The sequence below is a fragment of the Syntrophorhabdaceae bacterium genome, assembly GCA_035541755.1.
GTDB lineage: Bacteria > Desulfobacterota > Syntrophorhabdia > Syntrophorhabdales > Syntrophorhabdaceae > PNOF01.
In genome coordinates this window covers 1-24021 of sequence record DATKMQ010000097.1, presented here as the reverse complement: position 1 = coordinate 24021, position 24021 = coordinate 1, and the positions used below count along the sequence as shown (strand labels likewise).

Sequence of the window (24021 nt, the reverse complement as noted above, 5' to 3'; positions counted from 1 at the left end):
CATCTGTCATCGAAATACCGAGGACGCCACAGGAAATCGAGGCGGAACAAAAGGCAAGGGAGGAAGGCGATCGACTTTTGAAAAGCGGAAAGGTCGCTGTTTTGATCGTGGCCGGAGGTCAGGGTTCAAGGCTAGGTTTTGACGGTCCAAAAGGCGTCTATCCGATCTCTCCGATAAAAAAGAAATCGCTCTTCCAGCTCTTCGCAGAACAGCTAAAAGCGAGGTCAGTACGCGCGGGCAGTCAAATCCCTCTTCTCGTTATGACGAGCTCAGAAAATCACAGGGACACCGTAGAATTCTTCCAGGCGCACAACTCTTTCGGGCTCGGCCAAAATACATTCTTCTTCCGGCAAGAAATGCTACCTGCGATTTCACCACAAGGCCATCTTGTCCTTGAAAATGAGAGCGGCCTGTTTACGAACCCAAACGGGCACGGAGGTTCATTGAAGAGCCTCTACCAGTCAGGCCTTGTGAACAAGCTCATGGAAAAAGGCATTACTCACCTGTTTTACTGCCAGGTCGATAACCCTCTCGTGAAGATCGCCGACCCGGTCTTTCTGGGTTATCACACTCTTAACCACTCGGAAGCCTCGACAAAGGTTGTGCGCAGGAGAAACGTGAGCGAAAAGGTGGGTGTATACCTTCATCAAGCCGACAGGGATATCATTATGGAGTACAGCGATTTAGCCGCCGAGGACATGTCGGCCATTGACGATCAAGGAAACGTTCTTTACTGGGCCGGCAATACCGCTATCCACATATTCTCGCTCGCTTTCATCCGACGGATCAACGAACGCGGTTTCGCCCTTCCATATCATTGCGCGAGAAAGAGGGTCGATCGAACTCCGGCCGGCGGCGAATCTGAGACCCTGGATGTCTGGAAGTTCGAGACTTTTGTGTTTGACGCCATCCCTCTGGCGGAGAGGGCATGCTGCATGGAGATCGTTCGCGAACAAGAGTTTGCTCCGGTAAAGAATAGCGAAGGATCGGACACCCCTCAGATGGCCCGTCAGGCCATGGAAGACCTCTTCAGAAGCTGGCTTGAGAAGGCCGGATGCAAGGTCGCGGCAGGGGCTCACGTGGAAATTAGTCCCCTCTTCGCCCTCGATCAGGAAGAATGTGTGCGGAAACTAGGGGATAAGCCCATGACCTTTGAAGGGGATGTGTATATAGAATAGAGATTGCCGGCCTGAACACACGCGGTCGTAAAGCAAACACAGGGTGGCATATTTCCCGACCGAGCAGGGCGTTACGCTGGCTTGTTTCGCGCCTGTCCGATCCAATCGAGTACTTGAGAGATATTCTTCGAAATCGTCTCGAAGTCCCCTTTTGCCATCAAATCTTTGGTTATCAGGGCAGAACCCATGCCCACGCACGCTACCCCCGCTTGAAACCATTTTGTGATCGACTCTTTTGTTCTCTCCACCCCACCTGTGGGCATGATGTACGACCACGGCATGGGAGCGAGAATGTTTTTGACGAATTCAGGGCCTCCCACCTCTGTGGCTGGAAATATCTTTATTATCTCAGCCCCGTATTCCTCGGCCTGAGAGATCTCTAAAGCGCTGCCACACCCAGGTATATAGGCGATCTTTCTTCGATTACAAATCCTGGCTACTTCACGACTAAAAATAGGCGCAACGATGAAATGAGCACCGCTGTTCATATACAGCGATGCAGTGCCCTCATCCACCACTGAGCCGGCGCCGAGGATAAGGTCCGGGAGTTCCTTTTCACACCATTTGAGGAGCTCGGAGAATACCTGGTAGGCGAAATCCCCCCTGTTGGTGAATTCGAGGACCCTTACGCCTCCGTTGGCCACTGCCCGAGCAATCCTCTTGGCTGTCTCGAGGTCCTGGTGATAAAATACGGGAACGAGCCCACCCTCGATCATCGTATTCAAGACCTCTAATCGTCTAAAACGTGCCATGGCCGCCTCCTCCCTTAAGGACCTGCGCATAAATCCTGACTTATCACCTCAAAACCCTTCCCGATGTCTCTCCCGACATGATCTTTTCTACATCGCCCACTGTCACTATGTTAAAGTCGCCAAATATGGAATGCTTGATGCACGATGCTGAAACCGCAAAATCAAGCGCCCTTTGAAGATTGTGTTCGTATGTGCGCAAACCGTAGATCAGTCCTCCGCAAAAGGCATCGCCTGCGCCCACGCGGTCTACGATATGGGTAATGTCGAAGGCAGGTCCCACGTAAAACGCGCCGCCGTCAAATGCCACTCCCGACCACGTGTTATGGTTCGCATTTATGCTGCCTCTTAGGGTTATGGCAACGATTTTAAGACGCGGGAACTGCTCCTTTATACGCTCCGCCACGAATCGATAATTCTCCGCACTGACTTTTCCCGCTGCCACGTCCGTATCAGGTGCTGCAATCGAGAGGACTTTTTCCGCGTCTTCCTCGTTGCCTATGGCGATATCGCAGTGCCCCACCAACTCCGGCATAATCTCTGATGCCTTCTTCCCCCACCTCCAGAGTTTGTCGCGATAGTTCAGATCACAGGAAACGGTGAGGCCTCTTGCCTTCGCCTTTATAATCCCTTCCAGACAAACATCGCAAAGCCCTGCGCTTATTGCCGGCGTGATCCCCGTCCAATGAAACCAGTCTGCATCCTCGAAAACCTGGTCCCAGTCAATCATGCCTTTTTCAATTGTGGCGATCGATGACCCGTCGCGGTCATAAATCACCTTGCTTCCCCTCTGAGCCGCCCCATGTTCGAGAAAATAAATCCCGACGCGATTCCCTCCCCTTATGATCTTGCCGGTCCCCACGCCAAAGCTCTTGAGGAATGCAATTGAGGCGTCTCCGATGTCGTTTTGCGGCAGGCGCGTTACGAAATCGGTAGCCATCCCCCACTGGGCAAGAGAAGCAGACACGTTCGACTCGCCGCCGCCGAAAACAATATCGAATGACCGCGCCTGCTTGAACCGCAAAAACCCCGGCGTGCTCAACCTCAACAGGACCTCTCCGAACGTGATGACTTTCTTCACCTCATACCCCCAATCATCGGGCAAGCCATCCACCGTCCACGGCTATGGTGTACCCGTGAACGTAGCTCGACGCCTCCGAAGCGAGAAACACTACAACGCCCTTCAGGTCCTCCGGCACACCCCACCTTTCCGCCGGTATTCTTGCGAGGATCTCTTCGCTTCTTTTCGCGTCTTTACGCAATTCAGCGGTGTTGTCCGTGGCCATATAACCCGGAGCGATGGCATTAACATTGATATGGTGTTTTGCCCATTCGTTCGCCATGAGCCTGGTGATCCCCATGACGCCGCTTTTACTCGCCGTATACGATGGTACCCGTATACCCCCCTGAAAAGAAAGCATCGAGGCAATATTGATTATTTTACCTCCGGTTCCCTGGTTCATATACTGTTTTGCAACGGCCTGGGACAGAAAGAATACCGTCTTAAGATTAACGCTTATGACATCGTCCCAGTCCTTCTCGCTGAATTCTATAGCATCGGTCCTGCGTATGATTCCGGCATTATTCACGAGGACATCGATTCTTCCAAAACCAAGTAGTGTCTTGTCAATTATGGTTTGTATCACTCCTGTTTGCGACAGGTTCGCTTGAACCCTGAGAAACCTCCTCCCTATTCCTTCGACCATTCTTGCGGTTTCGTCGAGGTCATTCAGGTCAACACCCACGATATCCGCGCCCGCTTCAGCAAGACCGACTGCCATACCCTGGCCCAGGCCTGTCCTGGCGCCTGTCACGATAGCCACCTTGTGAGCCAGGTTGAACTGATCGATTATCATCTTCGCCTCCTCACTCTATTTCAATTCTAACATAGGAACATTATCCATGTCAGTGAATGTCTGATTCTCTCCCACCATGCCCCATATGAACGTGTAGTTTGACGTGCCCACGCCCGAATGGATGGACCAGCTTGGTGATATAACGGCCTCTTCATTTCTCATCACGATATGTCGCGTCTCGCCCGGCTCGCCGAAGAAGTGAAACGCCAGTGCATCCTGAGGCAGATCGAAATAAAAATATACCTCCATGCGCCTGTCGTGTGTATGTGTCGGCATGGTGTTCCACACGCTGTTTAACGCAAGCTCGGTCATGCCCATCACAAGCTGACAGCTCTTCATCACGCTTGGATGAATGAACTGATTAATGGTTCGCACATTTACCTTATCAGGATCCCCGAGGTGTACTTTCTGTGCATCCTTCTTTGAAAGCTTGATCGTTGGATAAGAGGCATGCGCAGGAGCACTGTTAAAATAGAATCGTGCAGGCTCATCCGGGGAGGCACTCCTGAATGATATCTCTTTGGACCCCATGCCGATATAGAGACAATCCTTTTTATCGAGTTCGTACTCTTTTCCATCGATCACGACAGCGCCCTTGGAGCCAACATTGAAGATGCCCATCTCTCTGCGTTCCAGAAAATAGTCGACACCAAGTTCCTTCATCACGCCGAGCGCCACATTCTTCTGTACCGGACAGACACCACCCACAATGATCCGATCGACATGGCTGTAAACCATCTTTAACAGGTCTGTTTCAAAAAGGCCCTGAACCAGGAAGTGTCTCCTCATAGTATCGGTGTCCATTGACCTTAGCTGATCCGGGTGGATTGAATATCGAGTATCCATCATAAGCGTTCTCCTTTCTTCGTGTAAGTCACGATCATTTGGCCTGGACCTCAACTCGCGCCCTCAAACCCATGATGTAAACCACTATGTTACGAATGGAATATATGATCATCAATGCGCCTGACACAGGCAAACACGAATAGAGGATACTTTTCGGTATGGCAAAAGCGTTTGTCACGTCCTGCGCTAAAACGGTTAATTCATATGAATAATAGAAAAAGATCCCAACAAAGATCAGGACCATGAATTCCACGATTATCCTGTATACGCCCCTACCCGAACGGTTCTTGATAATGCTTACGCCTATCCAGTTGCCCACGCTAAAATGTTCCCTGCTTATAAAGAGGGCCGCCGACCCGTAAAACACGAGGTATGCATAGAGCAACTCAACGATTTCATCAAACCAGTGGAGCGACGCCACAGGAACGAAGCGCACAAACACGTTGGCCGATACTAATATCGTAAGCAGAAAGAAACAGATAATCGTGATAACTTTCAAAATACTGAGCACAGCCTTATCAACACACTTTACTATGTTCATCAAAGTCTCCATAGTCATCACCCTCTATTTACCCATCACGAGGTAGGGGAGAAAGGTGGAAATCGTAGGCAGATACGCAATTACCACGGTAACCACAAAAATACCCACGAGGTAGGGCAGCACCTCTTTCGACAGTTCACCCAGACTCACCTTGCTGAAGCTCGATACGGCAAAAAGACACATGCCCACAGGCGGCGTCAGGTTCCCGATCATAATGAGCAACGTCATGACCACACCGAAATTTACGAGATCGATGCCAAACTGACGCGCTATCGGCGCGAAGATGGGGATGGTAATTATGAAGATCGCGTTCCCTTCGAGAAAACAGCCGAGTATCAGCACAATCAAAATCACCATGGCGATAATGCCGGGAGGCGTGGCGCTCATGTGGGTAAGGCTAAAGATAATCTGATCGGGAATCTTCTGGTGTATGGTAAACCAGCCGAAAAAGCCCGCCGCTGCAATAATAAACATAAGACTCACGGTCTGTTTAATGGAAGCCCAGAAGACCTTGGGCAGATCTTTCAGTGTCAGATCCTTGTACAGAAATCCGAGGAATAAAGCGTACAGGCAGGCAACTACTGCAGCCTCGGTGGGCGTAAAGATACCGGTCAAAATCCCGCCGATCACGATGACCGGCGCGAGCAGGGCCAAAAAGGCCCCTTTGATACTCACTATGATCTCCTTCAAATCCGCCCTCGGCGCCTTTGGCAGGCCCCAGCGCTTGGCCAAAACCCCTATTGCGACCATCAGGGCGATGGCCATCAATAATCCTGGAATGAATCCGGCCAGAAAGAGTTTGCTCACCGATACGCCTGTCAACGCCCCGTAAAGGACAAAGGGGATGCTCGGAGGAATAACAGGGCCGATGGTAGAGGCCGATGCAACGATCGCAGCCGAGCTCTTGGGTTTAAATCCGTTATCCACCATGGCCTTGTGCAACACCTGACCCAGGCCTGCCGCATCGGCGATCGCCGAGCCTGACATTCCGGAAAATATCACGTTTGCTACCACGCACACGTGACCGAGACCTCCGGGAAGATGCCCGATGATGGCTCTCGCGAACCGGAATATCCTGTTGGTTATGCCGCCCGTGTTCATAAGGTTACCGGCCAGGATAAAGAAAGGCACCGCGAGCAGCGTGAAACTCGTGGTTGACGCATACATCCTCTGCGGCAGCATGGTTAAGAGCGATCCATTACCCAGGCCCACGAAAAAGGCGATCGCCGTGAGGCCCATGGCGACGGCAATCGGAAGGTCAATCATAATGAGTATTAATAAGACGAGAAAAATCATGAGAGTAAGCATTCGATCACCCCGTAATAAGCCTCGACAGATCAAACCGCAGGAAAGGATGAATCGGAGGTCATACCCGATACATCCTTTCCTTCACATCAGGATATTCTAGAAAAAGATGCGTCTGTTATTTCGCCTGTTCAGTCATCTTTATGAAGGCGGCTATATTGTCCTCCCCGGCGATAGCTTTCATGCGATCGTACGCGGGCTTCATCAACGCCTTGAATTTAGCCTTGTCAGGATAGGTTACTTCCATACCGAACTTTTCCAACTGTTTTATCTGGTCGGCCTCGGCATCTCTCACCGATTTCCTCATCCAATCACCCGCCTTTTTGCTTTCTTCTTTAATGATCCTCTGCTCAGCGGGCGTAAGTTTGTCCCATACCTTCTTGCTTATCACGTGGACCATGGTGTTGTAATTGTGGCCCGTCATTGTCAGGTACTTTTGTGTCTCGTATATCTTATTTGAATAAATCACGGCGATAGGGTTCTCCTGGCCATCAATCGTTCCCTGCTTTAAGGCCATCTGCAGTTCGTTAAAATTGATGGTGGCGACAATGGCTCCCAGGGCTTCCATGGCTGCCTGTGTCGGCAGTTCCGGCGGTGTTCTTATCTTCAGCCCCTTCACATCTTCGGGATTCTTTACAGGATGTTTGCTGTTCGTAAGATTCCTGAATCCCCATTCCCAGTTTGAAAGGAAAACCAGACCGGCCTTATCCAGGTCAGGAACGGCCCACTTGATGAACGGTCCGTCCAGGACTTTATCGGCGTGTTTGTAATCGTTAAATATAAAGGGAAGCATCACGCAATTGAATTTCTTGGAATATTTTCCAAGCTGTCCCTGCGTGGGCAAGCTCATGTCCACCGCCCCGAGGATATTCTGCTCAAGTACTTCAGGCGGCGACCCGAGGGCGTTGTTAGGATATATTACTATTTTGATTCTCCCGTTCGTCCTTTTCTCCACGGCTTCGGCGAACATTTTGCTTGCGATATTTCCGGGATGGTCGTCGGCCGCAAAGTGAGCCAGCTTCATTTCGATGACGGCAGGTTTGGCAGCCTGTCCATAAGCGAGTGAAACACTGAAAATCAGGAACAAAAGAATGACGGATAGCTTTTTCATCTTGCCCTCCTTATTTTAGTTGGTGTTGATAAACATTCTACGGCTATGCCGGATTTTTCACGAGCAAGCCTTGAATCCCAAACGTTCTGAGATTTCCAGCGCTGTTTCAATCAACTCTCTTTTGAGCGTATCTTGTATGGATTTCTTTGTAACCCTGAAGGCGGGACCGGAGAGACTGATCGCGCATACCGCTTTGCCTTTATCGTTGAAGATGGGGGCCCCGATGCAGCGGATGCCTACCTCGTTTTCCTCGTCGTCGATGGCGTACCCCTGGTTCTTGATGATTGCGAGCTGCGCTTTCAACTCTCTCGGATCCACAACGGTGTGCGCGGTCTTTCGAGCCAGTTTTTTTTCCTCGATAAGATTGTCGACGTCTTCTTCCGGCCAATAGCAGAGCAATACTTTTCCCACGGCACAGCTATGTGCGGGGTTGCGCGAGCCCACCTTGGATGACATCTTGAGCCCCCCGGTCGTCTGCTCGGTTTCTAGCTTATCGATGTAAACCACCTCATTGTTATCGATGATTACCATATGCACCGTCTCTTTTGTGCGCTCCACAAGGTCTTTCAAAAGAGGCTCGGCAACCTTTCTCAGATCAAGCTGATTGATAATGAGGTTTCCCAGTTCAAGCAGCTTGAGTCCCAGAAGATAGTTCTTGGTCTTTGCGTCTTGCTTGATATAGCCACAATAGGCAAGCGAGGTGAGAAGTCGGTGGACCGTTCCCTTGGGGAGTTTCAGCGCCTCCGACAGGTTTCCGATACCGATGCCCTGGGAGTTCTGCGCCACCAGATCAAGGATCTTTGAGGCCCTTTCAATCGTCTGTACAAGGTTTGAAGGTTTTGACTTCATGATCAGATGTTCCGTATTAAGAAACTATGTTTCATAATACAAAATATCTAAAATGTTTGTCAAGACGTTTTTTGATGAGAATTTTGACCTTTACGTTACAATGTGTAGCTTCATGAAATTGGTCTTCCCTGAGATTGATGGCGGGTGGCTCGCAACGATAAGAATCCTCGCGCCGGCTTTTGCGTGACCGAGCTTGACGAGCATCCCGTCAACGCCTCGTATAAGGCTATCCGTGTCGGTAAAATGCTTGAGACAGTAAGCCGTGACACCCCAATACATGGACATCTGCCTGACCACCTTTTGTTCCGGGGAAAACGCGATTATCGGTGTCTTCGGCCTGAATTTCGAAATGAGACGGGCAGTAAAGCCCGAGCGCGTGAAAACTACGATCCATTGTGCGCCCACGTCCTTAGCCGCTATCGAGGCCGCTCGTGCTATCGCATCTGAGAACTCCCCGTACTCAGGGCCTACCGGTCTATTCCCGTTTTGTTGCGGCGCCTTGAGCGTCGAATTTTCCGTAAAGGCAATGATGCTATCCATGGCGCTCGCCGCCTCCGCCGGATAACTGCCCGTTGCCGTCTCTTCGGAAAGCATGAGTGCATCGGTCGCATCGAGAACGGCATTCGCCACGTCCGTGGTCTCAGCCCTCGTGGGCCGAGAATGGGTGGTCATGGATTCAAGCATCTGCGTCGCCGTTATGACGAGACGTTGCTTTTGGTTTGCCTTCTCAATAAGCATTTTTTGAAGCATAGGCGTCTCTTCAAAGGGCATCTCTATCCCGAGGTCGCCCCTCGCTACCATGATTCCATCTGAAACCTCGAGGATATGGTCGATATTTCTGATACCCTCCTCTCTTTCAATCTTTGCAATGATCGGTACGGAGGCTTTTCTCTTCAAGAGCCACTTCTTCACGATCATAATATCATGCGCCGTCCTCACGAAAGAGAGGGCAACGTAATCAATCTCCATACCAAGCCCGAATTCGAGATCGGATCGATCTTTGTCAGTGAAGAAAGGCGCGCGCACCTTGATATGGGGAAGATTGACGCCCTTTCTTTGATTCAGTACGCCTCCTTCGAGAACAATGGCCGTCAGAGTATCGTTTTTGCGTTCCGTAATCTGAAGCCTTATTAACCCGTCGTCGAGCAGGAGTACATCGCCCTTTTTTGCGTCGTTGACGAGCCAGGGATAGTCGATATAAACGTGTCCTTCATCTCCCATGCCGCTGCCTGATCGTATATGAAGCATCCTACCCTTCGTAAGATGCACTTTCCCGCTTTTAAGATCTCCCACTCTGATCTTTATTCCCTGCAGGTCCTGAAGAATAGCAACATCCTTCTTGACTCTGCCGCATGCATTTCTAATCTTCTTCACTATATCCGCATGAAAATCATGATCTCCGTGAGAGAAATTAAGACGAGCCACATCCATGCCTCTCACGATAAGCGATTCTATGGCCTTTGCGCTCGACGTTGCAGGGCCTATGGTACACACGATTTTGGCTTTTCTCATCTGCCACTCCCTCCTTGGCATAAACCGCGAGATGCGGTTTCTTCTGCGCCTCCCGTCTACGTGACGGAAGAGTACTCCTCCCCCCATCTCTCCCGCACGGCTCCTTCAATCCTTTTGAGCTCGTCTTTCTTGACCTGCGGCAGCCAGTCTGTACATATGTTTTTGGCCTTAAGCATGAGATCCATGTCCCGAACAATGTCCCCGACTCTGAATCGAGGTATGCCCGACTGTCTGGTCCCTAGCATGTCTCCTACTCCACGGATCAGCATATCCTCTTCTGCTATCTTGAAGCCGTCCGTTGTCTTTTCCATTATGGTAAGCCTCTTGGTGGCAAGCTCAGTCCTGCGCGAAGCAGTTACGAGAATACATTTCGATGCATGGGCGCCCCTGCCCACACGGCCCCGAAGCTGGTGAAGCTGCGAAAGCCCGAACCTCTCTGCATGCTCGATAACAATCATCGTCGCGTTGGGCACATCTATGCCTACCTCTATGACCGTGGTGCACACAAGGATATCGATCATCCTGTCCTTAAATCGGGCCATGGTCTTCTCTTTCTCCTCGGTCTTCATGTTTCCGTAAAGCAGGCCCACCCTGTATCGCGCAAATACGATGTCCTGAAAATGCTTGGCCATCTTTGTAGCATTGAGGAGGTCCGTTTTGTCTGATTCCTCGACCAGGGGGTAGACGATATAGACCTGGTGTCCTTGTTGTATTTCGTCTTCAATCAGGGCATAGACCTTGGCCTTTTGATCTTCCAAAAACACCTTTGTCTCTATACCACGTCTGCCTTTGGGCGCCTCATCGATGACTGAAACATCGAGATCGCCGTAAACTACCATTGAGAGCGTTCTCGGTATGGGAGTCGCCGTCATCATGAGCGCATGGGGCGCGAAACCTTTTTGGATGAGCCACTTCCTCTGCACTACTCCAAACCGATGCTGCTCGTCTATAACAACGAGGCCAAGATTATGAAAGGAGACATCCTTCTGTATGATTGCATGGGTCCCGACGATAACGGAAACGCCCCCACTGCCTATTCTCTCGAGTATTGCATTGCGGTCTTTGCCCATACTACCCCGCAAAAAGGCTATGGGTATATGGAGCGCCTCAAAGAGACGATGAATGGAGAAGTAATGTTGTTCCGCCAATATTTCGGTGGGCGCCATAAAAGCGACCTGGTATCCGCTATCGATGGCCCTGCATGAGGCAAGAACTGCACAGATAGTCTTACCCGAACCCACGTCTCCCTGAATCAGGCGATTCATGGGCTCTGCGTTTGCCATATCGCCTTCGATCTCACGGATAACTCTCTTCTGGGCGTCGGTGAGTACAAAGGGCAGGCTCTCGACAAACCTCTTGTAAAAAGGTCCCTGTGCCCCAACATGCACGCCTCTTCGTTTCTTTCGTTCAATTCTATTCATCCACAAAGCAGACTGGAAGAGCATGTATTCTTCTAAGATCAGGCGCTCCACGTGTGTATGTCTCTCGCCTGACGCGTACCAGTCTTCCTGGGGAATGTGGATGTGACCGAAAGCTTCGCGCAGGGATTCAAGTCCTTGATATTGTTCTATCTTCTCAGGGAGGATAGACCGCGCGTCTTCTCCGTAAAGCTCCAAAGCCTCCTCTATAAGCTTTCTTAACGTACCCTGTTTCACTCCCTCAAGGACCGGATACAGGGGAAGAACCTTTTTGAGATCAGTCCCGTCTGTCTCGTCCTCAATAAGAACCGTATCCGGATGAATCATTTGCAGCGTGTTGCCGAACCTTGTTATCGGGCCCGACAGAAACAGGATGTTTCCTTTCTTGCAGATCCTTTTCAGATATGATGGGGACCACTGGAACCATTTGAGGGAAATAGCGCCTGTCTTGTCTTCGACGAGTGCCTCAAAACCCTTCTTCCTGGCGTGTCTAAAAAATAGCGACCGATACTGAACTACCTTCGCTATGATGTTTCCTCTCTGGCCTTCTTTGAGGTCCGAGACGGTATGGATCGTCCTCCTGTCCATGTACCGCTGGGGCAGAAAATAGTATAAATCCTCCACGCATCGTATCCCCCGCTCTTGCATGCTTTGACTGATTTTCGGCCCCACACCTTTGAGGTGTACAACGGGTAATCTCATGTGGTCGGCGTTCATTTTTTGTTTCCCATTTTCGATTTTTATATTACACTATATCCACAGTCTTTTAAATGACAATGATGGCTCCAATGCACGACGCGAATTAGCCCTTTTTCAATCCCGCCATGCGTATTTTGTCCATATCCCGTGGCCGCGACTGGAAAATCAGCGATCGCTGTAGTATCTTAATAATAGAATCATCTTTTCGTTATGGAAACAATCAAGGAAATACTGATAAACGACGCCATAATCAGGATCGAAAAAGGTGACATAACTGAGAGCGCCGCCGATGCCATCGTGAATGCTGCGAATTCCCACCTGCAGCACGGCGGAGGAGTGGCGGGCGCCATCGCGAGAAAAGGTGGCAGGGTGATTCAGGATGAAAGCGACGCCATAGGCTACGTGCCGGTGGGTGAGTGTGCCATCACGACGGGGGGCGCCCTAAAAGCTCGGTACGTGATTCATGCGGTGGGACCCCGTATGGGAGAGGGCGACGAAGAAAACAAACTGAAGAAAGCCATCAATAGCGTCTTGATCCTGGCATCTTCAAGAGGGTTCGCTTCCATAGCCGTACCTGCCATCAGCGCAGGCATATTTGGATTCCCCAAAGATAAGTGCGCCCGCATTCTCGTGGAAGAGACTGCGGCATTTGTAAGAAACCGGAAGACCTCGTTGAGACAGATCGTCTTTTGCCTCATGGATACCGATGTGATCGATTTCTTCGTGGCCGAGGCCATTAAACAACAAAGAGGTGCCCAATAGATGTGCGGGATTTTTGGAATTTTTGATCATAAGGACGCGGCAAACATCGCCTATCTCGGTCTCCATGCGCTTCAGCACAGAGGACAGGAAAGCGCAGGCATTGCAAGCGCCGACGAGGAAACCATCAGGTCCCACCGACAAATGGGGCTCGTATCGGATATCTTCAATGAAGATGTCCTCACGAAGCTTGAAGGAAATTCCGCCATCGGTCACGTACGGTATTCTACCGCCGGCTCGAGCAACTTAGGGAACGCGCAGCCCCTGGTCATCGAGTATGCCAAGGGATATCTGGCCGTAGCTCACAACGGCAATCTTACCAATGCGAGAATCATCAAGGAAGAGCTTCAGAATTACGGTTCAATATTCCAGTCCACCTCTGACACCGAGGTTATTATTCACCTCGTCGCTCTTTCCCACGAAAATTCCACGATGGACAGGCTCGTCAGTGCGCTTCGCAGGATCGAAGGCTCCTACTCAATGGTCGTCCTCACAAAAGATGAACTCGTTGCCGCCAGAGACCCCTTTGGGTTCAGGCCTCTCGTATTAGGAAAACTCAAGGACGCTTTCGTAGTCTCCAGCGAAACGTGTGCGTTCGATCTTGTTGGAGCGAAATACCTGAGGGAAATCGAACCGGGAGAGTTGCTCCACATAGATAGGAACGGCATCAAGAGCTTCAGGCCTTTTAAAAAACAGGAACCGAAATATTGCATTTTTGAATTTATCTACTTCGCGAGACCCGACAGCTTCATGTTCGGTAAAACCGTCTACAATGTGAGAAAAGCCCTGGGCCGCCAGCTTGCCCGGGACACGTACGTGGATGCCGATATGGTCGTGCCCATCCCTGATTCAGGCATCGGAGCCGCTATCGGTTATTCTCAGGAGACAAACATCCCCTTCGAACTCGGTCTCATCAGAAATCATTATGTGGGCAGGACATTCATCGAGCCCAAAGATTCGATACGTCATTTCGGCGTGAAGCTCAAACTGAACGCCCTGAGGGACATCGTTAAGGGAAAAAAGATTGTAGTTGTTGATGATTCGATAGTGAGAGCTACAACGGGCAGGAAGATAATCAAGATGCTGCGTCAGTACGGGGCCAAGGAAATTCATTTCCGGGTATGCTCTCCTCCCACCGCATACCCGTGTTTTTACGGAATTGATACGCCAAGCAGGGCCGAGCTCATAGCGTCTTCGCATACCACCGAAGAAATCAACAAGTATATGGGCTCCAACAGCCTCCAATATCTGAGCATCGAAAGCATGAAATCAGCTTTGGGGAACGGTACATACGAGTATTGCGACGCCTGTTTTTCCGGCGTCTATCCATCTAAGTTTCCCTGGGGCATGGAGCTGGGACAGATGGAATTATTTTCGAGGGGTGACAAATGTTAAGCAATCGCGAAGTCCTTCTGAACATCCTCAAAACGCTCTCTTATGAGGAAGGAGAGTTCGTACTGGCGAGCGGCAAGACGAGTAGCTTCTATATCGACGCCAAGGAAACGACTCTCAATCCTGAGGGCATGCACCTGGTGGGCGATATTATGTACCGCATGGTTCGAGAGATACCTGATATTGAAGCGGTGGGCGGTGTTAGTGTGGGAGGTGATCCTCTGGTTTGCTCGACGGTCCTTTCATCTTTCGTAGCCAAGGATAATCTTCTGGGCTTTCTCATCAGAAAAGAACCCAAGGGCCACGGAAAGAATCTCTGGATTGAAGGCGGGAAGAATTTGAAGCGGGGTATGCATGTGGTAATCCTTGAAGATGTGGTTACCACGGGAGGATCATCACTGAAGGCAATTGAGTCGACTGAAAAGGAAGGTTATAAGGTGAGAGCCGTCATCGCGCTCCTTGACCGTCTCGACGGTGGAAGAGCGATGATAGAATCGAAGGGGTATATATTCAGGTCAATATTTGATCTCAATGACTTGAGATGACCGGTGGGTTTAGATTCTTCCTACGAAGCTTAGCCGTGCTTTGTGCATACACGGCCAAATAGCCAGCGCGCTACACAATGGAGCCGATCAAATGGGCTGTAAGTTCCTTTTTCCCCTGTCCCGTGCGCGAAGAAAAGATGAACACGGTCTTGCCCGGAAAATAATCGTGAAAAAACCTTCTCTTCTTTGAAACGACGGCCTGGGATTCCTTGTCTGATTTCGTGAGGACAAAAGAGAACGTCAATTTGTTACGGTAGAGCCACTCCATGAGCATTTCGTCAAGGGAATCTATCTCGCGTCGTATATCGAAGAGCCATATGATATCCCTTATGCGCGGGTTTCCGAGAATATAACCTTCGATCATGGTTTTCCAGCCCTGAGACACAGCTTTCGACACTTTTGAGAAACCAAACCCCGGGAAGTCCGAAAAGATGACTGGTCTTCTCTGCCCACTCAATTCCAATTCAACCTTGAAAAGATTGATCGTCTTCGTCGCCCCGGGGGCTGAACTTGTCTTGGCAATTTTTCTTTGGACAAGACTGTTTATCGCAGAGGATTTACCCACATTCGACCGTCCGATGAAACAGATCTCAGGCAGCCCGTTGCCTGCACTTTCATCCGGACCGGTGATACTTTTGAGAAAGTGAGCGTTGATTATTTTCACGGATGCTCTTAGAGAATTAAGGGGTCAACGGGGCCCACTGCTTTCGGGGATCAGCAAGAACAATAAGCGCCTGATTTCCTCCACGCCGTTTCCATTGATTTCGCGTAAGAGCTCGCCTACCCCTTGCTTCAACTCTACCCAATCGACGCGGGTCGTCTTCACCATCATGATCTTCTCGTGAGGCCGACTCTCTACTTCTTCTTCGCGGGATACAAGTTCTTCATGGATCTTTTCTCCGGGTCTTAAGCCGGAGTATGTGATGTCAATATCCTCCCCGACCTTAAGACCCATAAGGCGTATCATATCGCGGGCGAGGTCGACAATCTTCACCGGCTCGCCCATATCGAGGACAAAGATTTCACCGCCCCTACCGATAGCACCGGCCTGCATCACGAGCTGCGCTGCTTCCGGGATACTCATGAAATATCGTGTCATATCGGGATGCGTGACCGTGACAGGACCGCCCTTCATAATCTGTCTCTTGAAAAGAGGGATGACGCTTCCCGCACTGTTGAGCACGTTCCCGAATCTTACGGCAATAAATTTAGTGCTTTGCAACTGGTTCATTCCCTGACAGATCAGCTCGGCGATACGTTTTGTAGCGCCCATAATATTGGCAGGTTCCACGGCCTTGTCCGTCGAAATCAATACAAATTTTTCGACCCCGTACTTCGCCGATGCTTCGGCCACATTCAGCGTTCCCTGGATATTGTTTCTTATCGCTTCGAACGGATGTGCCTCCATCATGGGAACATGCTTGTATGCCGCGGCGTGAAAGACTACCTGGGGCTTATACGTTTCCATGACTCGCTCCACTTTTGCCACGTCGAGGATGTCCCCGAGCACAAAGACGTGCGACCCATGAGGAAAGGTTTCTGAAAATTCTAATTCCACATTATAAAGCTCGTTTTCAACCCTCTCAAAGAGTACAAGATGTTCCGGCTCTACTTTGACGATTTGACGACAAAGCTCGAGCCCGATTGAACCCGCCGCTCCGGTAACGAGGACACGCTTGCCGTACAGATAATCGCGGATCTGGTCTCTGTTGAGTTCGATATGCTCTCTTCCCAGGAGGTCTTCTATACTGATCTCCCTGATCTGATTTACGGTGATTTTGCCCTTCAGAATGTCACTGATCGCAGGCAATGTCTTGCAGACCATGCCTGCGGCATCGCACTGCTCTTTTATCCCGCGCAGTTCTCCGCCGGTGATCGTTGGGATCGCAACAATGACCTGATCTGCCCCCTCTTTCATACCTATCTTAGCAAGATCATCGATACCCCCGAGAACCGAAACATCGTGTATTCTCATGCCCTTTCTAGACGGGCCGTTGTCGAGAAAACCGACGATATCATAGTCGAGGGCCGGATTCTGCCGTATCTCTCTGAGTAGCATCTCTCCCGCGTCACCAGCCCCTATAATGATCACCTTTTTGCCGTTCTTGTTCTTCATGAAGGAGAATTCGCGAGAGAGTCGGTACAGGAACCGCGATCCACCGACGCAGATAGTGATGATACACCAATCTATAATAAAGACGGATCTGGAAAAATCAGCAAGGCGGAAGAAAAATGTTTCATATGCCACAAAGAGAAAGGAGCTCAGCGTAACCGCTTTCAGTATCCGGGCCAAATCGCTTATCGAAGCATATCTCCATATGCCGCTATAGAGGCCGAACCAATAAAACGAGGCCAACCTCAGTACTATGAGCACAAGAACAGACTCCACGAATTTTTGATAGAAAATCGCGGGCACGGAAAAATTGAACCGCAACACATAGGCAAACCAATATGCAAAGGCGGTCAGAAATACATCGCCGCCCACGACTATAATCCTTTTCCAGGTGCCGGAAAGTTTCATTATCCTTAGTCCTTATTTATTGAATCCTGTAAATCAGAAAAGCGTATTCCTTGTAGCCGTCCATCCCGGGAATTATCACCCTCTTAAACCCGCTTGAGAAAACCATCTTGAGAAAACCGGGCCTATAGTTCTCTATGGTTCGTTCGTCTATTATCATCAATCTTCCCTTATAATGACTCGCCAAATCCGTGATCATTTCGTTACCCGCCTTATTGGGCAATTCTATGGCATCCGAATCCGCGTAAAAAGCGACCCGCTCAAGCGAGGGTTGAACAATGAATACCGCTGCGGAGAAACCCTCATGTTTTAACGCTATTCCCGCCTTTTTGAGTTCTGCCTTATCTGACCTGTACGACGAGGCGGTTTGCGGGACCAAAAGGATCATAACGAGACAAAATAAGAAGACCGCATCAAACCGGAAGTACTTTGAGACCACTTTTTGACCGGCGAGCCAATTTCTTATCTTCTCTCGCGCTTCCAAAAAACCAGTGCCGGCCCAGATCAAGGCGGGAAATGCCATAAGCAGCCCATGACGGGTACCCAGATAATACGTTTTTGCCACATACGCGAAAGACCCACACAGGGCCACAAGAAACCAGATGAGAACAAGCGCGTCACCCTGCGAATAGGGGATAGCCCGTCGCCTATAGACTCCAAACAGGAATAGCAGAATGAGCGGAAAACCGAAGGACTTGATAAACTTGTACACTACTTCCATAAGGAAGCTAGAATAGCGATGTCGGGCAGAGAGCTCAAAAAATGCCTGAAATCGGCCCGATGCCTGCACGGGAATCTCCGACTCCAGTTTCATCGGGTTACTTTGAGCTGACATCAACTGGGGAATCTTATCCACAGAAAGCCCCACTTCCCACCTGTGAAGCCTGTTTTTCAAAAGCAATAAACCCGGTGAGGCTAGAATTGGAAGAGTGAAAAGAAATACGCATATATAGATAAGGACAGTTCTTCTTTTCGTTCTGCCGCTAACACTGGACCAGAGTATCCATAGAACGACTATTACGAGAACCATGGCCCCCTCCATCCTGGTAAAGACGGCGAGGATGGTGGCTAAACTCGATAAAACGAATAGCCAGTATTTGCTGCGAGAAATGCCCTCCCATGCGAGCCACAGCGCAACAACGGAAAAGAACCAGAAGACGGGCTCTCTCAGCACATCCGATGCATACTCCGCGAAATGTGGATGCACAATGTAGAACAGGGCGGATAGAAGAGCTATCTTCTCATTGAATAATCCCCTCGTGAGTAAGAAGAGCGGCACCACAGTCAAAGACCCGAACAAGACCGAGACCATCTTTGCTGAGAACTCCCAATCGTGTAAAAACCTTTGAAACAGGGCTATCAGAAATGAGTAAAGATTGAAAAAACCGTAGTCACTTATACTACCCAAATTGCCCGAGCCGATCCCCTTTGCAGTTTTGATGTAGAGAATGCCGTCCATGGTAATTATCTGGACATTTGCCATGAAATATCGGACAAGGAAGGCTGCAGCAAAGAGCAATATGGATATAAAGAGCGGGTTTGCCCTGGAAGAAAGATAGGTCGTTGTCTGTTCCTTCATCGAATCTCGTTGAACTGAAGATAAAAACATGGAAAAGAACTGTCAGCCTTCATCGGCCTCGGCCCGTGCGATCACTTTTGCGGGCACGCCAACCGCAACGGAAGCATCAGGAAGATCGCTGACCACCACACCTCCTGCCCCGACGCTCGACCATCTGCCCACAGTTATTCCATTTATCACTTTGCTGCCAATCCCGCAAAAGACACCTTCCAGCAATTGAACATCCCCGGCCAGATTGACGCCCGGTGAAATATGTACGTAATTGCCGATCCGACAGTCATGGTCTACTGTGGCTCCTGTATTGACTATACAGTGGTCCCCGATAACGGCGTCGGGCTGAACCACCGCTTTGGCGAAGACCACCGTCCCCTGCCCTATACGGGCGTTGGGATGCACATAGGCAGCGGGATGTACCACGGCTATCCATCGTAGATGCGGGAACCGGGCAACAACGCGCTTTCGTGTTTTGTTGTCTCCTATGGCGGTAATGGCCGCCACGCTACTATCATCACCGATATCGGAGAGCGGTCCGACGATTGGAATTCCGAAGATGCTACTCTTCCATTTGTCGGCATGATCGTCATAGATTTTGCTCACCTCTACGCCTGCCGCAATAAGTGTGCTCACCACTACTTTTGCGTGTCCTCCTGCGCCTATCACGATCACGCTCTCCCGCATAATCATTTGCCCCCTACATTGGAACCCGTGAACTCGGGCATGGTCGCATGCCCGTTTGCGCTAATTCCTTCCCTTTTCAGAACCTTTATCAATGTCAACCAGATAATCTTCATATCGAGCGAGAAACTTTGATGATCAACATACCACACATCGAGTTTGAATTTCTCCTCCCAGCTTATCGCATTCCTACCGTTCACCTGTGCCCAGCCTGTGATGCCCGGTTTGACCTCATGTCGACGTGCCTGTTCGACCGAGTATCGGGGCAAATACTCCATAAGAAGTGGCCTTGGACCCACAAAGCTCAAATCTCCCTTGAGAACGTTGATCAGTTGCGGCAATTCATCGAGACTGTATCTTCTCATAAATTTCCCCAGACCTGTCAATCTCTCCGTGTCACACAGGACCTTACCGTTGCTATCCCTGTCAAAACTCATGGTTCTGAACTTTCTGATGATAAAAGGACGCCCGCGATATCCGGGACGCTCCTGCTTAAAAAAAACGGGACCTCCCATGGAAAAACGTATGATAAGAGCTATAAGAACCATAGGAAGACAAAAGACAATAAGCGCGATAAAAGACAGAGCAGTATCGAAGGCACGCTTCATCCTGATTCACTCCCTGTTCCCGGCCAATTTGCCGCGCTTGAGCATAGAAGAGAGCTTATTGCGCACACAAAAACGTACGGTACGGGCGCTCTTGATGCAACCCCTGGTTCTCGCCGTAAACGACTCACGACAATCTGCAAAGAGACTTGTAATACTTAAGCATGGCTGCAGTTATCTTCTCCTTCGGATATTTCTCCAATGCCCTCACCCTTGCTTTCTCGCCCATGGTCTTAATCAACGAAGGGTCATCGACAAAACGCGTCATTTTCAACATTAAGTCGTGGTACGCGCCCATCTCAAAGAAGAAGCCGGTCGTTCCGTCATCGATGGTATCGCTGATACCATATATGTTCGATCCTATGGAAGGGATACCCACAGCTGCGGCCTCGATGATCACAAGTCCGAATCCCTCACGGTAACTGGGGAGACAGAAGACATCCGAAGCCGACAAGTACTTCGCCGGTTCATCGGCATACCCGACAATATGAACTCTATCTGAGCAGTGAGCACATATTCTTGCAACTTCATCACTGATATTATCTTCATCAGGACCAGCTATCAGAAGGTGCACACGGTCGGACCTGCTGCAAAGGGCTGAAAACGCCCGTGCGAGATCAAGAACGCCCTTGTCCCGTTTCATTCTGCCGAGAAAGCAAAAGACTATGTCATCCGGAGCAATGCTATGGTCACCACGTATATGATCTCGGGCCTCTTTATCGAGCCTAAACCTTTGAGTGTCAACGCCACAAATAGACCCGTCACCTATGACCGATGACTTCTTAAGGCTCACAACACGCTCCCGGGCAAGAAACTCCCGCTGAGACAGACTGTCCACAAGAATGTGGGTGGCGCAGCGCACAACTATTCTGTCCATGGTCTTAAGCACAAACCGTTTTAATCCCCTACTGTTCTTCCATACCTGGCCTGTGAATGTATGCACTCTGACGGGCACCCTCGCGAAAAAGCCCGCAGCCATCGCGAGCAATCCCGATTTAGGCATAATCGAATGGATGATATCAAACCTCTCCCTCTTGAATAATCTGTAGAAGATAAGAAACGTCTGGAAATCCCGAACAAGCGATATCCTCCTTCTAAGCCCCACCGGGATTACGTTCGCCCTTACCCCGTAGGTCAGAAGGAACGCAGGGTTTTCCGTATTAACAGCGACGCTGAGATCAAAGAACTCCTGGAGCAGCCGCATATGATCTGTAAGGAAGACCTTAACGGACATCTCAAGTGTTGCTACAAAACAGACTTTCTTTTTCATACGTCAGAATTGTCAGATTCGGAATCCGGGAACATGCGTTGATTGGATAGATTCGATGATGGATCTTACCCGTTCTTTTTCGTAATTTGTTATTGTACGGTTACGCATATTCACCAGCAAGTCGTGCCGATTGAATGAACCGAGCACTCGATAGATGAGACCTTTCGCATATGACTCGCCGATTAGTTGTGCCATCCGCCACTTGCCAGTCAGTTTTGGTCCGCGCGTCCTGATTATCCGCCGTATAGTCTCAAGGCTCTTGAGATAATTGTCCACGCTGACGAGACCCTCCCGCACAAAATAGAGCGGCTCGCTGAGTCTGGCATACTGTGAAGCTGTAAAGGTCCTGCACCAGAGCTCGCAGTCTTCGGCGCGTATAAAGGCAGGATCGTAAGGGTTCTTTCGGAACCATTCCGTGCGGCCCATTACAGTGGCGTGATGAAGAAAGCCTCCCCGTAACAAGACAGCCGGCCGCGGATCCAACAAACCCATTCCCCGCACCCCTGTCGGCCGGCACGCCCTATCCATAGAGTACATGGCCGTGTCGACGACATCGACGTTGGGATGCACCCTTAAGAACTCCAGTTGCCGCGTCAATCTGTCCGGGTGCATCATATCATCCGAGTCCATTCGCGCGTAGTACGCGCCCACGGCCAAACCTGCCATCCTGTTCAACGCACTGACAAATCCGAGCCGTCTATCCTGACGATAAACCTTGACACGATGATCCTTAATAGACGCGGCGATCTCATATGAGCCGTCCGTCGATTGATCGTCAATAATAATGAGCTCCCAGTCCTCAAACGTCTGGGCGAAAATCGACTTAAGCGCGTCCCACAAGGTGTCAGCGCTGTTGTAAAAGGTGAGACCTATGGTGATTGTGGGATTCGTTATGCAAGCCCCTATGCGTCCAGAATTGAATGGATTCCGAATGCATTGCGAATTCTCCCTTGCATTTGTCACACCCTACACTTTTTCATCGAGACTGCGGCCCGTTTCTATGTGTTCAAAATTGGGGAGAAGCCTCCTTACATTTTCGACGATAGCGCTTTTCGTGACGGATGTCTCGGGATGCATTATCATTCCATCAATTGTCTCGATAAAAGACATTACTTCACGGATAGGTTTCCTATGATGCTTTACGGCCTGCACGCTTGTCATACCAATATCTGCCGTTTTTTCCCCATTTCCGACAAATTCCTCGTACGGCTTTTCTCCACTCGTATCAAGAGGGGTCAACAACAACGGATATGAGCCCGACAACATGTCGGTCTCAACCTTCCTCCTGGCCAGGGTCTCATCTTCATAGATCCGGGGCTCGAGCCCGAGTGCATCGAGCACTCTGACTGCGACCGTTTCCAAATCAACGAGGTTGCTTCCGGGATCAAAAGTTGGTACCAGCAAATGGCCGTCAGGTGCAAGAAAAGTCGCCAGCAGGCATATCTGTCCGGATTCGTAAGGTGAAATAAAATACCGGAGTGTGTCCTTAGGGGCTGCAAGCGGTTGACGATTCTCCAGTCTCTTGAGAAAGCTTTCCAGAAGGCTCCCCTTGGAGAAGGCAACGTTAGCAAATCGGGCTGATGAGGCCGTGTGCGTGGGATTGGTAAGAATTTCCCGGGAAAAGATCAGATCTTCCATCAATCTTTTACTTGCGCCCATAAGGTTCACAGGATTGGCTGCTTTGTCGGTTGACACGCAAAAATATCTGCACGCGCTTCTTTGCTGAGAAATCCAGCCTAAGAATCGAGCGGCCTTCACGAGATTCACGTCAAACATCCTGAGGAGCGAGTAAACGTCCTTCTCAGACCGCACATGTTTCAGCGCGGCAAAGTTGAGAACAAAGTCGTAGGGTGGCTCGTCGATAAGAAAACGGTGCATGAGCTCTGAGCCAAAATCCAGCGGCAATGTTCTGAAATCCGTGGATGATGGAAGATACGCTTGGTTGCGAAGAAATCGCACGAGTTCCGCGAGATCGTTCTCATTCTGGTCCACCACATGGAGCACGGATGGACCGAATTGACTGACTAGACGTACCGTGGCGCTTCCTATGCTTCCCGCCCCTCCTATTACGAGAACTCTCCTGTCCCTTATTCGGTCCTCAAGTTCTCTACGGTGCGAATCAAAATCATTCTGAAAAAAACTGACGGTTCTGTTCGTAACGGCTGACGCGAGCCTATCTATTGATATGTCTTTCATAACGTAATTCCTGATTAACTCCCAACCGCTATGCTTCGGATGCCTGCTCCATATAGTACCGCCACGCCTCTGCAATCTCGGTCTCAATATCCGTCCCGGGAACAAAGCCAAAATCCCTGTTGGCCTTAGCGTAGCTCCCGAATGAAACCGGTACATCCTGACATCGGACGAGAGCAGGATCGTGCACGATCTCCACAGCAATGTTCGAATAAGACGCGATCAATTCTACAATACGCCTAATTGAAAAAGGTTTGCCCGAACACACGTTGTAGACCTCGCCCCGGCAGTCGCCCTCAACCATCTTAATGTAGGCGTCTGCCACATCACCAACAGCGACAAAGTCCCTCTGGGAATCGACATTACCCATTCTTATCGTTAATGGTTTATCGTTACGAAAAAGTGACTCCTTTATCCTTTT

The 24021-nt window shown here is 50.1% G+C and carries 23 protein-coding genes; 4 read left to right on the top strand and 19 right to left on the bottom strand.

Annotation, left to right across the window (positions count from 1 at the left end):
• Window positions 1–1178: UTP--glucose-1-phosphate uridylyltransferase (locus VMT62_09860; GenBank protein ID HVN96723.1), on the top strand; the 1178-nt coding region annotated here is incomplete at its 5' end.
• A 71-nt stretch (window positions 1179–1249) separates the two neighbouring features.
• On the opposite strand, the gene VMT62_09855 is transcribed toward VMT62_09860, so the two are convergent.
• From VMT62_09855 to recG, 10 genes are all read right to left on the bottom strand, one after another.
• Complete coding sequence (locus VMT62_09855) at window positions 1250–1930, bottom strand: bifunctional 4-hydroxy-2-oxoglutarate aldolase/2-dehydro-3-deoxy-phosphogluconate aldolase (protein HVN96722.1); 681 nt, start codon at window positions 1928–1930, stop codon at window positions 1250–1252.
• Between the two features lie 43 nt (window positions 1931–1973).
• Window positions 1974–3008 carry a sugar kinase gene (locus tag VMT62_09850; protein HVN96721.1) on the bottom strand — a complete coding sequence of 345 codons (1035 nt, stop codon included), beginning with the start codon at window positions 3006–3008 and terminating at the stop codon, window positions 1974–1976.
• A gap of 13 nt (window positions 3009–3021) precedes the next feature.
• A complete protein-coding gene (gene kduD, locus VMT62_09845) occupies window positions 3022–3783 on the bottom strand; it encodes a 2-dehydro-3-deoxy-D-gluconate 5-dehydrogenase KduD (protein ID HVN96720.1) in 762 nt (253 codons plus the stop codon).
• Between the two features lie 15 nt (window positions 3784–3798).
• Entirely contained in the window at window positions 3799–4632 is an 834-nt protein-coding gene (gene kduI / locus VMT62_09840) for a 5-dehydro-4-deoxy-D-glucuronate isomerase (protein ID HVN96719.1), read from the bottom strand.
• Between the two features lie 31 nt (window positions 4633–4663).
• Window positions 4664–5170 carry a TRAP transporter small permease subunit gene (locus VMT62_09835; protein ID HVN96718.1) on the bottom strand — a complete coding sequence of 169 codons (507 nt, stop codon included), beginning with the start codon at window positions 5168–5170 and terminating at the stop codon, window positions 4664–4666.
• 24 nt (window positions 5171–5194) lie between these two features.
• A complete protein-coding gene (locus tag VMT62_09830) occupies window positions 5195–6478 on the bottom strand; it encodes a TRAP transporter large permease (protein ID HVN96717.1) in 1284 nt (427 codons plus the stop codon).
• Between the two features lie 115 nt (window positions 6479–6593).
• Window positions 6594–7586 carry a TRAP transporter substrate-binding protein gene (locus tag VMT62_09825; protein HVN96716.1) on the bottom strand — a complete coding sequence of 331 codons (993 nt, stop codon included), beginning with the start codon at window positions 7584–7586 and terminating at the stop codon, window positions 6594–6596.
• A 57-nt stretch (window positions 7587–7643) separates the two neighbouring features.
• Window positions 7644–8435: an IclR family transcriptional regulator gene (locus VMT62_09820; GenBank protein HVN96715.1), complete on the bottom strand. Its 792-nt coding sequence runs from the start codon at window positions 8433–8435 to the stop codon at window positions 7644–7646.
• A 90-nt stretch (window positions 8436–8525) separates the two neighbouring features.
• Window positions 8526–9947 carry a pyruvate kinase gene (pyk, locus tag VMT62_09815; GenBank protein ID HVN96714.1) on the bottom strand — a complete coding sequence of 474 codons (1422 nt, stop codon included), beginning with the start codon at window positions 9945–9947 and terminating at the stop codon, window positions 8526–8528.
• Window positions 9948–10003: 56 nt separating this feature from the next.
• Window positions 10004–12082 carry an ATP-dependent DNA helicase RecG gene (recG, locus tag VMT62_09810; protein ID HVN96713.1) on the bottom strand — a complete coding sequence of 693 codons (2079 nt, stop codon included), beginning with the start codon at window positions 12080–12082 and terminating at the stop codon, window positions 10004–10006.
• A gap of 192 nt (window positions 12083–12274) precedes the next feature.
• Between recG and VMT62_09805 the strand changes: the two genes are divergently transcribed.
• The 3 genes from VMT62_09805 to pyrE are packed head-to-tail and all read left to right on the top strand — an operon-like array spanning window position 12275 to window position 14760.
• Complete coding sequence (locus tag VMT62_09805; protein HVN96712.1) at window positions 12275–12826, top strand: macro domain-containing protein; 552 nt, start codon at window positions 12275–12277, stop codon at window positions 12824–12826.
• Window positions 12827–14218 (top strand): amidophosphoribosyltransferase, encoded by a 1392-nt coding sequence (gene purF, locus VMT62_09800; GenBank protein ID HVN96711.1) that lies wholly within the window; start codon window positions 12827–12829, stop codon window positions 14216–14218.
• The gene (gene pyrE / locus VMT62_09795) at window positions 14212–14760 is read left to right on the top strand and encodes an orotate phosphoribosyltransferase (GenBank protein HVN96710.1); all 549 of its coding nucleotides are present in this window, start codon (window positions 14212–14214) and stop codon (window positions 14758–14760) included. The genes purF and pyrE overlap by 7 nt, the downstream gene beginning before the upstream one ends.
• A gap of 70 nt (window positions 14761–14830) precedes the next feature.
• On the opposite strand, the gene yihA is transcribed toward pyrE, so the two are convergent.
• The 9 genes from yihA to VMT62_09750 form a co-directional block, all read right to left on the bottom strand.
• Window positions 14831–15424, bottom strand: a complete 594-nt coding sequence (yihA, locus tag VMT62_09790) for a ribosome biogenesis GTP-binding protein YihA/YsxC (GenBank protein HVN96709.1) — start codon at window positions 15422–15424, stop codon at window positions 14831–14833.
• A 24-nt stretch (window positions 15425–15448) separates the two neighbouring features.
• Window positions 15449–17281 carry a nucleoside-diphosphate sugar epimerase/dehydratase gene (locus VMT62_09785; GenBank protein HVN96708.1) on the bottom strand — a complete coding sequence of 611 codons (1833 nt, stop codon included), beginning with the start codon at window positions 17279–17281 and terminating at the stop codon, window positions 15449–15451.
• Window positions 17282–17297: 16 nt separating this feature from the next.
• On the bottom strand, window positions 17298–18857 hold the full coding sequence (locus VMT62_09780; protein HVN96707.1) for a glycosyltransferase family 39 protein: 1560 nt from the start codon (window positions 18855–18857) through the stop codon (window positions 17298–17300).
• A gap of 42 nt (window positions 18858–18899) precedes the next feature.
• Window positions 18900–19535 (bottom strand): acetyltransferase, encoded by a 636-nt coding sequence (locus VMT62_09775; GenBank protein ID HVN96706.1) that lies wholly within the window; start codon window positions 19533–19535, stop codon window positions 18900–18902.
• A 2-nt stretch (window positions 19536–19537) separates the two neighbouring features.
• On the bottom strand, window positions 19538–20140 hold the full coding sequence (locus VMT62_09770; GenBank protein ID HVN96705.1) for a sugar transferase: 603 nt from the start codon (window positions 20138–20140) through the stop codon (window positions 19538–19540).
• A 124-nt stretch (window positions 20141–20264) separates the two neighbouring features.
• Window positions 20265–21407, bottom strand: coding sequence for a glycosyltransferase family 4 protein (locus VMT62_09765; protein HVN96704.1), 1143 nt, complete (start codon window positions 21405–21407; stop codon window positions 20265–20267).
• A 12-nt stretch (window positions 21408–21419) separates the two neighbouring features.
• Entirely contained in the window at window positions 21420–22370 is a 951-nt protein-coding gene (locus VMT62_09760) for a glycosyltransferase family 2 protein (protein ID HVN96703.1), read from the bottom strand.
• A 3-nt stretch (window positions 22371–22373) separates the two neighbouring features.
• Entirely contained in the window at window positions 22374–23603 is a 1230-nt protein-coding gene (locus VMT62_09755) for a polysaccharide biosynthesis protein (protein HVN96702.1), read from the bottom strand.
• Between the two features lie 28 nt (window positions 23604–23631).
• Window positions 23632–24021, bottom strand: a 390-nt coding sequence (locus tag VMT62_09750; GenBank protein HVN96701.1) for a GDP-mannose 4,6-dehydratase, incomplete at its 5' end; no start/stop codon positions are given.